Source organism: Aestuariibaculum scopimerae (genome assembly GCF_059428085.1).
Genome location: NZ_CM182089.1, coordinates 1,777,608 through 1,794,200, shown reverse-complemented (window position 1 = coordinate 1,794,200; position 16,593 = coordinate 1,777,608). Strand labels below are relative to the sequence as shown.

The window sequence follows — 16,593 nt, the reverse complement described above, 5'->3', positions numbered from 1 at the left end:
TATTCACATTCCAATGGTTTCTTTGCGCCAAGAAATCAAGACAAACTAATGAAAAATTTTATTGTATTATTGGTTCTGTTCATAGCGACATCATCCTATGCACAGAACACCACTGGTTCTATTGTTGGAAAGCTTACTGACAAAGAGTATAACGACGAACCACTAGCATTTGCGAATGTTTTAATTAAAGGGACTACTAAAGGAACCACTTCTGATTTTGATGGGCTTTACAGTTTTGAAGGATTAGAAGTTGGGTCTTACACACTGGTATTTAGTTTCGTAGGATACGAAACCCAAGAAATCCCTGTAACTATTGTTGCAGATAAAGTAACTGAAGTTAATGTACCCATGGGGGCCAGTGCCGCTTCTTTAGATGAAGTGGTTATTACCACAACTACCAAAAGAGAGAGTGAAACGGCTTTATTATTGGAACAGAAAAAAGCGGTTGCAATAAAAGAAAGTATTGGGGCTGAGCGTCTATCAAAGATTGGTGTTTCTGATGCTGCAAACGCAACAACTAAAATATCAGGTGTTACCAAAAGTGAAGGTTCTGGAGAAATATATATTAGAGGCCTTGGCGATCGTTATTTATCGACATCCATGAATGGCTTACCAATTCCTTCTGATGATGTTAACAATAAGAACATTAATCTAAACTTGTTTTCAACCAATATAATTGAAAATGTAGGTATTAGTAAAACATATGCTACATCAGATTATGCCGATCAAAGTTCTGGTAATGTTGATATAACTTCTAAATCGTATTCCAAAAAAGAACTTTCGGTTACGGTTTCTTCTGGTTATAATACAAATCTTATTGGGGATAACAACTTTAAAAGGAGTATCATTTCTGAAGATGTTACTTTAGGATTCCACAAAAAACAATATGCATTGGTAGACCTAATTACACGCCAAGCCTGGGACCCAATCAATCACAGTAACACTGGTAATTATGGATTGTCTTTATCTGGTGGTACTAAATTTGACCTTGCTGGTAAGCAACTGAAATTATTTGTTGCTGGATCACACTCTAAAACCTACAACTATCAAGAAGGTGTTTTTAGAAGTTATCGATCTAATATTTTAGATAATGAATTTACTGATACAGAATTGTCTAAGACCAGCACCAACTCTACAGGCTATATAAACCTATCTTTGAAATTAAGTGACAATCACAACTTAAGAATAAACAGTTTATCTGTTAATAAGAGTGATGATAATGTTTATGAACAAGGTAGAAATGGTGAAGGCTATGTATTTGACCAAGACCCACAGGAAGAAGGTGCTTTTGTAAGGGATCAAAATTTTAAACAAACCATAATGCTGGTTAATCAACTTGAGGGTGACCACAGATTTGGCGAAAAGAATACGCTAACTTGGGCCGCAGGTTATAACTATGTTTTAGCACAAGAACCTAACAGAATACGTAATGAAGCCAATATTTTGGACGCCAGCACAATACAATATGCCCACGTTGGCGATTTTCAACAAAGAAAATCCAGTCAAAAAATCGAGGACACTGAATACAACGCTTACATTAATGACGCTTTTACTTTTGGCACATTAGATGAAGAGGATATCGCCCCCTATAAATTACATATTGGTGCAGATTTTCGTCAAAAAGATCGTGTGTTCAGTTCCCTTTTTATAGGTGTAAGGGCACGTGATTTTCAAGTGCCATCTGTAGATGATTTTACACAAACCTTTGCTCCCGAAAATTTCGATAATGGTTTAGTATTGCGAGAAAGAGATCCAGACCGCTATGACGCTGATTTAAATATTATGGCGGGTTATGCCAATTTGGATTTTGGAATCAACAAACGATTTTCTGGTAACCTTGGAGTACGTTTTGAACGCGATGAAATTAATGTGCTTTGGGATGTGGCCAATTATGTAGGCCGGGTTGGTTCAATAAGTAAAGAATACTCGGAATTATACCCTAGTGTTAACTTTAAATACGAACTAAATGAAAAACAGTCGTTACGCCTAGCATCTAGTATGACACAAACCCTTCCTGAATTTAAAGAATTAGCCCCTTTTGAATATGTATCGCCAACGGGTCGTGTTACTCGTGGTGATCCAAATCTGGAAAAGTCTGAGGTTATTAATGTAGACTTAAAATGGGAGTTCTTCCCTAACAATAGTGAATTAATTTCGGCAACGACGTTTTACAAAAACATTAAAAACCCCATTAACCTAGCACAAACTAGAGGCTCTTCTGGTATTTTTCAATATTCTAATACAGGTGATAAAGCCGATGTTTTTGGATTGGAACTGGAAACCCGTTTAGATCTTCTTAAAAACGAAGATGAAGCGAGCTTATTAAACTTCAATGCCAACATCACCAAAATGTGGTTTACACAAGATTTACTGGAAGCGTATCAATATAAAAATGTGACTGAAACCGATTTACAAGGTGCTTCCGATTTAATCTTAAACGGTTCATTAAGTTACAACAGTCAAACTGAAAAAGCGTTTATAGCAACTGCTACTGGCAACTATGCATCTGATAAAATATTTGCATTGGGTTCGCCAGAAGACTTTGCCAATAGTGCCGTACTATACAACGACCAAATTATTGAAAAAGCCTTTTTTACATTGGATTTAGTGGTTAGTAAAATGATAACCGATAAGCTCATGCTAAAATTTGTTGGTAACAACCTACTTAATCCAGAGATTAAACAAACCCAAATGATACGAAATATTAATACAGGTGTAGAAACTAATGAAACGGTTAGTGCTTATAAAAAAGGAAGTCAATTAAGCCTTAGTTTAAAATATACCTTTTAGTAACTTTTAGTTAACACTGCGCTTTTTAAACCAAAGCAATCGTAACCTATGTTTAATATTGAGTTAAAGGTTGTACAACACACAAGCGTTTACTTTGCATGACTAATAATTCCTAACAAGGACTAACTGTAAAATTGATAAAATTAACATGAAAAAATTATTCTTAAATTTCTTTAAAGTAGCCGCAATGATTTCGGCTATAGCTTTAACAAGTTGTGATTCTGATGATCCAGCGCCTATTGGTGAAGAGCAATCCGACGTAGTAGCTAACCTAGAAACGGGTGTGATGAATGGTACTTTAAAAGAATCCTATACATTAGATGCCTCAGTACAATACAACTTAACGGGTCAATTTATTGTAGACAATGGAGCAACTTTAACGATTCCAGCAGGCACAAAAATTTTAGCTGACAATGGTGGAACTGATGTTTACATTGCTGTACTTAAAGGTGGCGTTATTAATATTAATGGTACTTCTAGTAAACCTGTTGTAATGTCTTCTGCTAATGGTAATCCTGGTGATTGGGGCGGTTTAACACTTTGTGGTAACGCTACAACAACTGCTGGCGTAGATGCTGAAGCTGAAGTTGGCGGTTTCTTATATGGGGGCAATGATGATAGTGATACTTCTGGTGTAATTAGATATTTACAAATTGTTGGTACGGGTGCTCAAATTAATCCAGAATCTCAATATAACGGTGTGTCTTTCTACGCTGTTGGTTCTGGAACCTTAGTAGATAACGTAGCTGTTATTAATGGCTCTGATGATGGTGTTGAGTTTTTTGGTGGAACTGTATCGGTTTCTAACTTATATCTAGAAAATAACGATGATGATTCTATCGATTGGACTGAAGGATGGAATGGCACCGTAACTACGGCTTACATCTCACACACCATTGCTGGTTTTTCTACGGTTTTTGAAGGTGACAAAGACAATGGCAATCCTAAATTCATTAACATCACTGCAATCTCTACCGTTGGTGGTACTGCATTACAATTCAAAAAACAATCTGGTGGTACCATTACTAACTTATCTTTAAGCGGTTATGATGTTGATTTAGATATGAAAGATGGTGGCGACACTGCAAACGTGGTGTTTGTTGATGGTTACACACCTGTAGCTATGGTTGAAGATGATACTAACACTACAGAAGATGAAAGCATCTACACATTTGCTTTAAACACGACTGTAGTTCCTACTGTAGATGTTACAGCTTTTGATTGGGTGGACTCTGACCTATCTTTTGAAACCAGCCTATTACAAGGCGCTGTTACTACTAATGTAACTTTAGATGCTTCTGTTAGTTATAACTTAAACTCCTCTTACATTGTACAATCTGGTGCTAAATTAACAATTCCTGCCGGAACCAAAATAACGGCTAGAGATGGAGGTACCGGTGTTTACATTGCGGTTTTACAAGGTGGCCAAATTGATATTCAAGGGACACCTGAAAACCCTGTTGTAATCGCTTCTGTAAATGCCCAACCAGGTGATTGGGGTGGTTTAACCATTTGTGGTAACGCTACAACATCGGCCGGTGTAAATGCGACTGCTGAAATTGGTGGGTTTATTTATGGTGGCACTAATGATGCTGACAACTCGGGGTCTATCAAAAATTTAGTTATTAAAGGAACCGGAGCTCAAATTAATTCAGAATCTCAATACAACGGTGTATCACTTTATGCTGTTGGATCTGCAACTGTTTTAGAAAATATTGCTGTGATTAATGGTGCCGATGATGGTATTGAGTTCTTTGGAGGTACTGCTTCTGTAACTAACATTTATCTAAAAGACAATGATGATGATGCTGTAGATTGGACAGAAGGATGGAATGGTACTGTTACCAACACATATATTTCTCACACCAAAGCAGGTTTCTCTACGGCTTTTGAAGGTGACAAAGCGAATGGCAACCCTAAGTTCATCAACGTAACGGCAATCTCTACAGTAGGTGGTACAGCCTTACAATTCAAAAAACAATCGGGTGCAACTATCACTAACCTTTATTTAAGTGGTTATGATACAAACATTGATATGGCTGATGATGGTCCACTTGCCAATATTATTATTGATGGTGTGGCGGCTACAACAACTGATGCTTACAATACAGGTACACAAGTGGATATTTCTGCTTGGACTTGGACTAGTGCTGGTTTATAAAATACAAGCGCTATTATAAATAAAAAAGCATCACGCCATGGCGTGATGCTTTTTTATTTAGTTTAATTATGCAGTTTAAAGGCCTTGGTTGTCTTCTTTAACTTCCGTTTCTTTTAAACTTGCTATTACATTAGCATCATAATCTACTTCTTTGATAGTTTCTTTAGTCCAATAGAACCATTTGCCGACTTTCTTCCCATTATCATAATTTCCAGAAATCACTTTCTTACCTTCTGTGTTAAAACTTAACCATTCACCTTGTAGTTTACCATCTGTAGTGTAAGACCCTGTTTGGCTTACAACGCCATTGTCATGATAATAAACAACATCAATTAAATTAGTTTCCTTGTTAAATTTTAAATCCCGCTTTTGTTGACCAAAAGCAACCACAGCAATTAAAAAGGCAGAACAAAATAAAAATAACTTCTTCATAATTATGGGGTTTTATACATTAATAATATCAAATATAGCTATTAGGTAACATTTAATCAATATTTACATAACATTAATTTAACATTAAAATCATAAATAATTGATTTTAAAATAGTTACAAAGTAAAATTTAACATTGGAATATTAATGATTACTTAATATTGAGGTTACAATTACATTATCTAAAACCTTGATATTTGAACTTAGTCTTAAGACTATATTATTTTAGTATTTCATATAATCTATTAGTTTTTGTCGACTACATTATTATGATTTCTAATGGGCTGCCTTTGGCCAAGGCAGTCTTTTTTTAAAATTTACACATTTAACAATTACGTAACATTAAATTAACATAGGTATTGGTTCTTTGCAGTGACAAAAACTAATAACTATAATGAAATTAAAGTATGCTATTCCAGTAGCTATACTCATATTAAGTATAAACACTTCTGGTTCTCAAGAAACTTCCCCAAAATTTGGTAAAGGTATTTTTAATCTAGTTGGTCAAGACAGTTCTTGGACCATGAAAATTGGTGCTAGAATGCAAATTTTAGCTGCCTCCACTTGGGAAGATGGCGAAACCAACGAATCTAGTGCTTTGATAAGACGTGCCAGGTTAAAATTTAATGGCTTTGCGTTTTCGCCCAAACTTAAATATAAAATAGAACTTGGGTTATCTAATAGAGATATTTCGGGTGCGTCACAGTTTACTAGTAATGCCCCTAGGTATATCTTAGATGCCGTTGTTATGTGGAACTTTGCAGAAAACCTTGAACTATGGTTCGGGCAAACAAAGCTTCCAGGCAATAGAGAGCGGGTTATATCTTCTGCAAACTTACAACAAGTAGACCGTTCATTACTAAACAGTAGATTTAATATAGATAGGGATATGGGCCTACAATTAAGGCATCATTTCAAACTTTCAAATACATTTATTGTTAAAGAGATTTTTTCCATAGCACAAGGTGAAGGAAGAAATGTTACCACAGGTAATTTGGGGGGGCATGAATATACTGGGCGTATTGAATTGTTACCCTTTGGTAATTTTAATGGTAAGGGAGATTATTCGGGCAGTGACTTAAAACGGGAACTTACACCTAAATTAGCCATTGGAGCTAGTTACGATTTTAATAATAATGCTGTTAAAAATAGAAGCAATCAAGGTTCTTACATGATAACAGATGAAGGTTTTTTTGAAACAAACATAACAACATGGTTTATAGATGCTATGTTTAAATACGATGGGTTTTCCTTTATGGCAGAATATGCCAAAAGAGATGCTGATGACCCATTTGCAAAAAATGCCGATGGTTCTCTTACTGGTGATGAAGTTCAAATAGGGCAGGGTTTAAACTTACAGACTGGATATTTATTTAAATCCAATTGGGAACTATCTGGAAGGTATACCAATATAACATTAGATCAATCCGTAACTGGCAAAAATCCTGAAAATCAATATACTTTAGGAATTTCTAAATATATTGCAGGTCATAGCCTAAAAGTGCAATCAGATATTAGCTATTTAGATATTACTAATGGTAATAGCCAAATTATGTACAGGCTTCAATTGGATGTGCATTTTTAAAATATAACAATTACATAACACAACATATAAAAACACTAAAGATATTTGCAAATTAATTTAAACTATGGAAAATTTATACTTGTACATGATTATAGCCCTGGCTATTTTGGCAATTGCCGATTTAGTAGTTGGGGTTAGTAACGATGCCGTAAATTTCTTGAATTCTGCTATTGGGTCTAAAGCTATTTCATTTAAAACCATAATGATTGTTGCTAGCTTGGGGATAGCCATTGGAGCTGTTTTTTCAAGTGGTATGATGGAGGTAGCCCGTAAAGGGATTTTTAACCCGGGGGAATTTATGTTCAGTGAGATCATGATTATTTTTATGGCCGTTATGATTACGGATATTCTCTTATTAGACTTTTTTAACTCGGTGGGTATGCCAACGTCTACAACCGTATCGATTGTATTTGAATTATTGGGAGCCTCAGTTGCCATGGCACTTATTAAGATAGGAAACGATGGTGGGACTTTTAACGACTTATTAAATTATATAAACACATCTAAAGCTTCCCAAATTATTTTTGGAATCCTGCTCTCGGTAGTGGTCGCATTTTCGGTTGGTGCTATTGTGCAATGGGTATCGAGACTACTTTTGTCTTATAATTTTGAAAAGAAAGCAAAATGGGTTGGAGCCTTATTTGGTGGGCTTGCCTTAACCTCTATTACCTATTTTATCTTTATGAAAGGGATTGGAGGCACTAATTTTGCACAACAAAGTTTTGATATTACTGGAGGAGAAACCATTAAGTCCTTCTTAGAGCATCAAGTAATACTTATAGTATTCATTAGTTTTATATTTTGGTCTTTGCTTTCCTATTCTCTCATAAGCTTTGCTAAAACCAATATTTATAAGTTAATCATTATCATAGGTACGTTTGCATTGGCATTGGCTTTTGCCGGAAATGACCTGGTTAACTTTATAGGCCCTTCAACAGGTGCCTACCAAGCTTATCAAGATTTTATGAATCCTGACATAAATACTTTAGGACTATCCGCTTCAGAGTTTTCTATGAAAAGTTTAAGCGGTAAGGCACCAACACCTACACTACTGTTGGTATTTGCAGGTTTAATTATGGTATTAACATTATGGTTTTCAACAAAAGCCAGAAGCGTAGTAAAAACATCGATAGATTTATCTAGCCAAAGTGAAACTAAAGAACGTTTTCAACCAAACTTTTTATCTCGAGGCTTTGTAAGATCGGCCATGCTTATGTCTCAAATGTCCTCTTATATTTTACCTAAGAGCTGGCAAAACAAAATTGATCAACAATTTGAAGCGCCTGTTATTACAATTAATAAAGATAAAAAGTATGAGCTGCCTGCTTTCGATTTGGTTCGTGCAGCCGTAAACCTAATGGTTGCTGCTGTATTGATTTCTATAGCTACTTCTTATAAGTTACCTTTATCTACAACCTATGTTACCTTTATGGTTGCTATGGGATCATCCTTGGCCGATAGAGCCTGGGGTGCAGAAAGTGCTGTATATCGAGTGGCCGGGGTTTTAAATGTTATTGGTGGTTGGTTTTTTACTGCTTTTAGTGCCTTTTTTGCAGCAGCACTCGTTGCTTACTTGTTGAATTTAAATGTTACAGTAATGTTCCCTATATTACTGTTAACGGCATTTGTTCTTCTAATAAGAAGCTCTATTGCACATACCAAGAAATCAAAAGTGGCAAAAGCCGAGGACAGCTTAGAAAAAGCAGAGAGCAGTTCCATACAAGGGGTTATTATTGAAAGCGCTAAAAACATTGCAAATGTGGTAAAGCGCGGTAATAAAATTTATACAACTGCCATTAACGGATTGGCAAAACAAGATTTAACATTACTTAAAAAGAATAAAAAGCAAATTGTAAAGCTATCCAACGAAGTTGATGAACTAAGAGATAACATTTTCTATTTCATCAAGAATTTGGACGAATCCAGTTTAGGTGCCAGTAATTTTTATATTCATATTCTGGGTTACTTACAAGATATGACCCAATCTTTAGAGTACATAACCAAGGTAAGCCACAAGCATGTTAATAACAACCATAAAAAACTAAAGTTCAATCAAATTAAGGAGTTAAAAGAGGTTGATGAGCGTTTTGAAACCTTGTTCAACAATACCAGAAATGCATTCGAAACACAATCTTTTGAGCAAATAGGTGTTATTCTGGGGAAAAAAGAGGAAATCACTTCTTTGGTTACTAATAAAATACAAAAACAAGTAGAGCGTACCCGTACAGAAGAATCAAGTCCTAAAAACACAACTTTATACTTTAGTTTACTGCTAGAAACAAAAGATTTACTTAATGCAACCATGAATCTTTTAGAGGAGTATTACAACGCTCATGATGCTTCGGTAAAACCAGCAACTATTACACCTGAGGAGGAATAACATCTAAAATATATAGTTATATATTAAAAGAGGCTTTTTAAAAAGCCTCTTTTTTTTAAATAAATAACCCCAAAAACATCTATAATCCGTTTCACACCGTAAATACCCTAAACCTTTAAACCTTAAGTTAATTTATTATTATGAAGAAAATTTCAATTTTATTATTAGCAGCGCTCGTTTTTTCTTGTGTATCAAAGAAAAAATATGTGGCTTTACAACAAGAAAATGGAGAGATTAAAAGCGAGCTAATGAAAACCCAAGTGGAAAAAGAGGATTTAGAAACTAAGTTTGCCAAAATTCAAGCCCGTGTAGATGAATACAATAGTAAAATAGTATCCTTAAAAGAAGATGTAGGAACACTTACTGAAGAAAACAACTCAAAATTGGATGTTTTAGATAATGGTGCTGTTATTTCTAATGATGCAAAACTTAGGATGCGTGAAACACTTAAGCAGGTTGATCCTGCAAAACTAAGTGAAGCTAAAACATTAAAAGACTCCATGAACTTAGCTGTAGCTTATAACTTAGAAAAAACCATGTCTTCTAGTGATATTAACGAAGATGAAGATATTGCAGTGAATATTAATGAAACTGTGGTTATGATTTCTATTTCTGATAAAATGTTATTTAACAGCGGAAGCTACAGGATTAGCCCTAAGGCAAATGCCATTTTACAGAAATTAGCCGATGTTATTAATTCTGAACCTAGTTTGGATGTTATGGTAGAAGGCCATACAGATTCTAGAAGTATCAATACTGAAAAAATAGCTGATAACTGGGATTTAAGTGTATTGAGAGCAACCTCTGTTGTTAGAAAGCTTCAAAACCAATACAATGTAGATCCAGAAAAAATGATAGCTTCTGGTAGAAGTAGCTACCAACCGCTTACTGATAATGATACTGCAGAGCACAGAGCTAGAAACCGAAGAACCCGCATTATCATTCTTCCAAACATTGACAAGTTTTTCGCCTTGATGGCATCAAACGATCAAACCGTTATGAATAATTATTAATTAATAATTAGTAATCAAATAAAAAAGCCTTGCAGTAAAACTGCAAGGCTTTTTTATTTTAGGAGCCACACATTAAGCAATCATCCCCTTCAGATGCTTTTGCTTGGGCTATAAGTGCTTTCATCTCTTCTGGAGACATCGGCTCTATTTCCTGGGTGTTTTGTTGTGCAAATTTAGCTGCATTCTTAACAGCAACTTGCTTTTTCTTTTCTTGCTGTACAGCTACTGTTTCTTGTTTTACAACTTCTACCTCTTCTGCTATTGGCTCTTCTTTTTTTGTTGTTTGTAATGTAAACTTAATAGCATCTACGGCACTCTTAGTTCGTAAATAATACATACCTGTTTTTAAGCCGCTTTTCCATGCGTAAAAATGCATGGACGTTAGTTTGGCCATCGTTGCGCCTTCCATAAATAAGTTAAGTGATTGCGACTGATCTATAAAGTATCCTCTTTGACGAGACATGTCTATAATGTCTTTCATGCTTAACTCCCAAACGGTTTTATAAAGATCCTTGATATGTTGTGGCACATCCACATTTTGCACAGAACCGTTGGCACGCATAATTTCTTGCTTTAAGCCATCATTCCAAAGGCCTAGTTCTACTAAATCCTCCAATAAATGTTTATTAACTACGATAAACTCTCCAGACAACACACGACGTGTATAAATATTTGAAGTATAGGGCTCAAAACACTCATTATTCCCCAATATTTGTGATGTAGAAGCTGTTGGCATAGGTGCTACCAGAAGTGAGTTACGCACACCATGTTTTATAACCTGTTTACGCAGTTTGTCCCAATTCCAATTACCACTTAATTCTTCATCCTTTAGCCCCCAAAGGTTGTGCTGGAACTCTCCTTTACTTATAGGCGATCCTTTATATGTTTCGTACGGGCCATCGGCCTTTGCTTCTTCCATACTTGCTGTAACAGCAGCAAAATAAAGTGTTTCAAAAATATCTTGATTTAATTTTTTGGCTTCATCACTTGTAAATGGCATACGTAATTGAATAAATGTATCTGCCAATCCTTGCACTCCTAAACCTATGGGCCTATGGCGCATATTAGAGTTTTTGGCTTCTATTACTGGGTAATAGTTCCTATCAATCACTCTGTTCAAGTTTTTGGTAACACGCTTTGTAATGCGGAAAAGTTCTTTATGATCAAACTCACCATTCTTAATGAACATAGGCAACGCAATAGATGCTAAGTTACATACCGCTACTTCATCAGGCGACGTGTACTCTAAAATCTCTGTACATAAATTTGACGAACGGATGGTTCCAAGATTCTGTTGGTTTGATTTACGGTTAGCAGAATCTTTATAGAGCATATAAGGGGTCCCTGTCTCAATTTGAGACTCTAATATTTTCTCCCAAAGTTCGCGTGCTTTAATTGTTTTTCGACCTTTACCTTCGCTCTCATATTTTAAATAAAGCGTTTCAAATGCTTCACTATGCACCTCATCCAATCCAGGACATTCATTAGGGCACATTAGGGTCCACTGACTATCTTCTTGTACACGCTTCATAAATAGATCAGAAATCCACATCGCATAAAATAAATCACGTGCACGCATTTCCTCTTTACCATGGTTTTTCTTTAAATCGAGAAAATCCATAATATCGGCATGCCAAGTCTCAATATAAATGGCAAAACTCCCTTTTCGTTTTCCACCTCCCTGATCTACATAACGTGCTGTATCGTTAAATACCTTAAGCATGGGCACAATACCATTACTGGTGCCATTGGTACCCGCTATATAGCTGCCAGTAGCACGAATATTGTGTATTGCCAAACCTATTCCACCGGCAGATTGCGATATTTTAGCGGTTTGTTTTAGTGTATCGTAAATACCATCTATGCTGTCTTCTTTCATGGTAAGTAGAAAACAAGACGACATTTGTGGTTTAGGTGTACCAGAATTAAAGAGTGTAGGTGTAGCGTGGGTAAAATATTTTTTAGACATCAACTCGTAAGTCTCAATAACAGCATCTAGGTCATCTAAATGAATGCCCACTGCTACACGCATTAACATGTGCTGTGGTCTTTCAGCAATAGCTCCATTGAGTTTTAGTAAATAGGAGCGTTCTAATGTTTTAAAACCAAAATAATCGTACCCAAAATCACGGTTATAGATAATTGTGGAATCCAGTACATCTTTATGTTCCATAATAACTTTATACACCTCATCTGCTAAAAGTGGCGCTTTTTTACCTGTTCTAGGATTAACATAGGTGTACAGATCGTGCATAACATCACTAAATGTCTTCTTGGTGTTTTTATGTAGGTTAGATACCGAAATACGCGCTGCCAAACGAGCATAATCTGGATGTGCCGTTGTCATGGTTGCAGCTATTTCTGCTGCTAGATTATCAAGTTCACTGGTGGTCACACCATCGTACAACCCTTCTATAACACGCATTGTTACTTTTAATGGGTCTACTAATTCATTTAGCCCGTAACATAATTTTCGAACCCTTGCGGTAATCTTGTCGAACATGACTTGTTCTTTCCTGCCGTCTCTTTTTACTACATACATAATTAAAACTCTTTTTTTAGGTTTTCTGATACACCTTCAGAAAATTGGTTAGTTTATTATTCTAAATATTCATACTAATTATCCATTAGCCAAATATTTAGTTTAGTTGATTAAAAAATATTGTTTAAATCTCCCATTTTTATTGAAACTCGTTCATTGTAGTGTATGGGATAACACTATTATTTGGATGTTATAAAGCTTCTTATTGTTTAACCGATTTTATATTTTAAAAATCCGCATCAAACGTAAATTTATCTTTATCTTCTTCTTTATTAAGCACACCTGCTTTTTGGTATTCGGAAACACGTTTCTCAAAGAAATTGGTTTTTCCTTGTAATGAAATCATGTCCATGAAATCGAATGGGTTGGCGGTATTATATACTTTTTCGCAATCTAGCTCCGACAGCAATCGGTCTGTTACAAACTCTAGGTACTGTGCCATTAATTTGGCATTCATACCTATTAAACTAGCTGGTAGCGACTCTGTTATAAACTCACGCTCTATATCTAAGGCATCTACTAGTATTTCTTTAATACGTTCTTTAGATACTTTATTTTTTAAATGGTTGTTATGTAAGTGTACTGCAAAATCACAGTGCACACCTTCGTCTCTAGAAATCAACTCATTAGAAAAGGTTAAACCTGGCATTAAGCCTCTTTTCTTTAACCAGAAAATAGAACAAAAAGCACCTGAAAAGAAAATCCCCTCAACAGCTGCAAAGGCAATTAAGCGCTCAGCAAAACTGGGGGAATCAATCCATTTTAAGGCCCATTCTGCTTTTTTCTTAATGGCTGGGAAATTTTCAATAGCATTAAACAATAGGTTTTTTTCCTTTTCGTCCTTTACATATGTGTCAATTAAAAGCGAGTAGGTTTCGCTGTGAATGTTTTCCATCATAATTTGAAATCCATAAAAGAATTTCGCTTCACTGTACTGTACTTCATTCACAAAATTTTCTGCCAAGTTTTCATTTACAATACCATCACTGGCAGCAAAAAAGGCTAAAATATGTTTTATAAAATAACGCTCATCATCATTCAATTTACTTTTCCAGTCAGAAAGATCTTGATGCAAATCGATTTCTTCCGCTGTCCAAAAACTAGCCTCCGATTTTTTATACCACTCCCAAATATCATGATGTTGGATTGGAAAAATAACAAAACGATCTTTGTTTTCTTGAAGAATGGGTTCTACGGGCTGAGACATTGTTTTTAGTGTTTTTTAAATAATTAGACGAAAATTTATTGATTTTGGAAGTAACAAAGATTGAAAAATGCTGTTAAAAATGAAAGGTATAGTTATAAACATTGTCAACAAGTTTTTAACAAAAATTTTTGTTTTGCTGTTTTGAAAGGGAATTTCTATAAAAACATAATATGTTGATAATCAAATAAATATGAATTAATTAGGATTGTCAAACTCAAACAAAACAATAGGCACTTAAGCACTGTAAAACGCAAAAGAAAGGCTACTTTTAAAGGTAAAATTTTGGTTTTTAAGTCTATTTTTTGGTGTTGGCGATTTTTTCTAATTCCATATACCAATCTTCACCAAATTTTCTAATTAATGCTTCTTTTACAAACTTATAAATGGGAATTTGCAATTCTTTACCTAGGGTACAAGCATCATCACATATTTGCCATTTGTGGTAATTTACAGCCGAGAATTCACTATAATCTTGAACCCTTACGGGGTACAAATGGCAAGACACGGGTTTTTTCCAGGTAATAACACCTTGGTTATAGGCTTCCTCAATGGCACATAGTGCCACATTTTTATCATCAAAAATAACATAGGCACAATCTGCCCCATCAATTAGGGGTGTTTCTAAATCACCATCTTCAGAAGTTGTATACACACCTTGCGATTTTATAGCAGCAATGCCTTCTTTACGTAAAAAGGGTTTTACCTTAGGGTAAATGGCTTTTAATATGTCTGCTTCATCTGCTTCTAGTGGTGCACCCGCATCGCCATCTATGCAGCAGGCCCCTTTACATGCTGTAAGATTGCACATGAAATCCTTATCTATAATATCTTCAGAGACGATGGTCTTTCCTAATTGAAACATAAATATCTATAAATTGCGTTGGCAAAAATAACGAAACTTTAGCTTTTAATACCATCAATATTAAGGGATATTGACATACTTTTGCAGCAAATTTTTAAAGCACCATTTTATGCAACTTAATTTTAAAGAAATTTTCACGGCCTTTATGGTTTTATTTGCTGTTATAGATATTGTTGGCAACATTCCTATTGTTATTGACTTGCGTAAAAAAGTAGGACATATACAAAGCGAAAAAGCCTCTATAATTGCTGGTGTAATTTTAGTAATGTTCTTGTTTTTGGGGAAAAGCATTTTAAATTTAATTGGCATTGATGTTAACTCGTTTGCCGTGGCAGGGTCTTTTATCCTGTTTTTCATTGCTTTGGAAATGATTTTAGGTATTACACTTTACAAACAGGAAGAACACAACGCCGTATCTGCAACTATTTTTCCATTGGCTTTCCCTTTAATTGCGGGTCCTGGAAGTTTAACCACTTTGTTGTCTTTAAGAGCTGAATTCAGGACTGAAAACATTATTGTTGCGGTTATCTTAAATGTTATTATTATTTTTATAGTGCTAAAAACATCGGCGAAAATTGAACGCCTTATAGGCCAGAACGGTATCAACATTATACGTAAGGTGTTTGGTGTGGTTTTACTGGCCATTGCCGTTAAACTGTTTGCACATAATATTAAGGCATTGTTCGATCTTATATAATTTTTTTAAGAATGTCATGCAGAGCGAAGCGAAGCATCTTTAAGATGCTTTGGTCGTACCTCCCTCTGAATGACAGTGTAAGTTAAATTTAATAAAATTAAAAAATGAAACTATTAACCATCATCATAAGTATTATCTCGCTAGGACTTATTATTTTTAATAGCACGCAAATTGACTTTCACGCGCCTTTTAAGGGCGAAAGCATGGTGGCTTTAATTACCATATTGGCATCCCTTTGCGCTATGCTTATCATGCTTATTTTATATGTATCGAAACGTATTGAGCAAAAAGTAAAAGAACATCGCTAATATGTATGACGCTTTAATTATTGGTGGCGGAGCTGCTGGCTTATCTTGTGCCCTGGTATTGGGGTCGGCAAAGGACAAAGCTTTTGCAAAAGACAAGCACATAGGCATAATTACCCATCAAAAAACATCGCATTTACAAACGGCTTTATTTAATAATGTTTTGGGCTTGCCCCCGGGCACTACGGGTGCCTCTATATTAGAAACGGGGAAAAAACAGTTGGCAGATTTATACCCGCACGTTACACAAATAGACAAGGAAAAGGTCTTGGAAATCTTTAAAGCCAAAGATGCTTTTACTGTTAAAACCAACAAAAATACTTATACGTCGCATATTGTTGTTATAGCTGTGGGTTATACCAATTTAATGACCATCAAGGGCTTGGATGCTTATATTGAGCCCCACCCAAAAGCTGCTATAGAAAAAGATCGTATTTGGCTTAAAAACAATAACCACCTTATCACTAAAAACCTATATGTAGCAGGTACTTTGGCAGGATGGCGTAGTCAGTTTGCCATGGCTTCAGGTAGCGGAGCCCATGTGGCAACCGATATTTTAACACTTTGGAATGGCGGTAAACACACTAAGGTGCATGATAAGATTACAGAGTGACGCTTTG

Annotated in this window: 12 protein-coding genes; 8 read left to right on the top strand and 4 right to left on the bottom strand. The window is 35.3% G+C overall.

All coding sequences use genetic code 11. The annotated features are described in order from the left end of the window. Positions 1-48 precede the first annotated feature (48 nt). A complete protein-coding gene (locus AC5SR4_RS07790) occupies positions 49-2,790 on the top strand; it encodes a TonB-dependent receptor (RefSeq protein WP_495358974.1) in 2,742 nt (913 codons plus the stop codon). A gap of 148 nt (positions 2,791-2,938) precedes the next feature. Next, the gene (locus tag AC5SR4_RS07785) at positions 2,939-4,951 is read left to right on the top strand and encodes a beta-helix domain-containing protein (RefSeq protein WP_495358973.1); all 2,013 of its coding nucleotides are present in this window, start codon (positions 2,939-2,941) and stop codon (positions 4,949-4,951) included. A 75-nt stretch (positions 4,952-5,026) separates the two neighbouring features. On the opposite strand, the gene AC5SR4_RS07780 is transcribed toward AC5SR4_RS07785, so the two are convergent. Continuing rightward, positions 5,027-5,383 (bottom strand): toxin-antitoxin system YwqK family antitoxin, encoded by a 357-nt coding sequence (locus tag AC5SR4_RS07780; RefSeq protein ID WP_495358972.1) that lies wholly within the window; start codon positions 5,381-5,383, stop codon positions 5,027-5,029. A gap of 393 nt (positions 5,384-5,776) precedes the next feature. Here AC5SR4_RS07780 and AC5SR4_RS07775 point away from each other — a divergent pair, with 393 nt between their 5' ends. From AC5SR4_RS07775 to AC5SR4_RS07765, 3 genes are all read left to right on the top strand, one after another. Then, a complete protein-coding gene (locus tag AC5SR4_RS07775; RefSeq protein ID WP_495358971.1) occupies positions 5,777-6,967 on the top strand; it encodes a porin in 1,191 nt (396 codons plus the stop codon). Positions 6,968-7,031: 64 nt separating this feature from the next. Beyond that, positions 7,032-9,347 carry an inorganic phosphate transporter gene (locus tag AC5SR4_RS07770; protein ID WP_495358970.1) on the top strand — a complete coding sequence of 772 codons (2,316 nt, stop codon included), beginning with the start codon at positions 7,032-7,034 and terminating at the stop codon, positions 9,345-9,347. A 140-nt stretch (positions 9,348-9,487) separates the two neighbouring features. Continuing rightward, positions 9,488-10,360, top strand: coding sequence for an OmpA family protein (locus AC5SR4_RS07765; protein WP_495358969.1), 873 nt, complete (start codon positions 9,488-9,490; stop codon positions 10,358-10,360). A gap of 58 nt (positions 10,361-10,418) precedes the next feature. Here the strand turns inward: AC5SR4_RS07765 and AC5SR4_RS07760 are convergent, their stop codons facing one another. From AC5SR4_RS07760 to AC5SR4_RS07750, 3 genes are all read right to left on the bottom strand, one after another. Next, entirely contained in the window at positions 10,419-12,902 is a 2,484-nt protein-coding gene (locus tag AC5SR4_RS07760; protein ID WP_495358968.1) for a ribonucleoside-diphosphate reductase subunit alpha, read from the bottom strand. A 226-nt stretch (positions 12,903-13,128) separates the two neighbouring features. Continuing rightward, entirely contained in the window at positions 13,129-14,109 is a 981-nt protein-coding gene (locus tag AC5SR4_RS07755) for a ribonucleotide-diphosphate reductase subunit beta (RefSeq protein WP_495358967.1), read from the bottom strand. Between the two features lie 295 nt (positions 14,110-14,404). Next, entirely contained in the window at positions 14,405-14,971 is a 567-nt protein-coding gene (locus AC5SR4_RS07750) for a DUF3109 family protein (RefSeq protein ID WP_495358966.1), read from the bottom strand. Between the two features lie 109 nt (positions 14,972-15,080). Between AC5SR4_RS07750 and AC5SR4_RS07745 the strand changes: the two genes are divergently transcribed. The 3 genes from AC5SR4_RS07745 to AC5SR4_RS07735 all read left to right on the top strand — a co-directional run bounded on the left by AC5SR4_RS07745 (position 15,081) and on the right by AC5SR4_RS07735 (position 16,586). Further along, positions 15,081-15,668, top strand: a complete 588-nt coding sequence (locus AC5SR4_RS07745; protein WP_495358965.1) for a MarC family protein — start codon at positions 15,081-15,083, stop codon at positions 15,666-15,668. Between the two features lie 104 nt (positions 15,669-15,772). Beyond that, positions 15,773-15,976 (top strand): hypothetical protein, encoded by a 204-nt coding sequence (locus AC5SR4_RS07740; RefSeq protein ID WP_495358964.1) that lies wholly within the window; start codon positions 15,773-15,775, stop codon positions 15,974-15,976. Position 15,977: 1 nt separating this feature from the next. Then, on the top strand, positions 15,978-16,586 hold the full coding sequence (locus tag AC5SR4_RS07735) for an FAD-dependent oxidoreductase (RefSeq protein WP_495358963.1): 609 nt from the start codon (positions 15,978-15,980) through the stop codon (positions 16,584-16,586). The last annotated feature ends 7 nt before the right edge of the window (positions 16,587-16,593 follow it).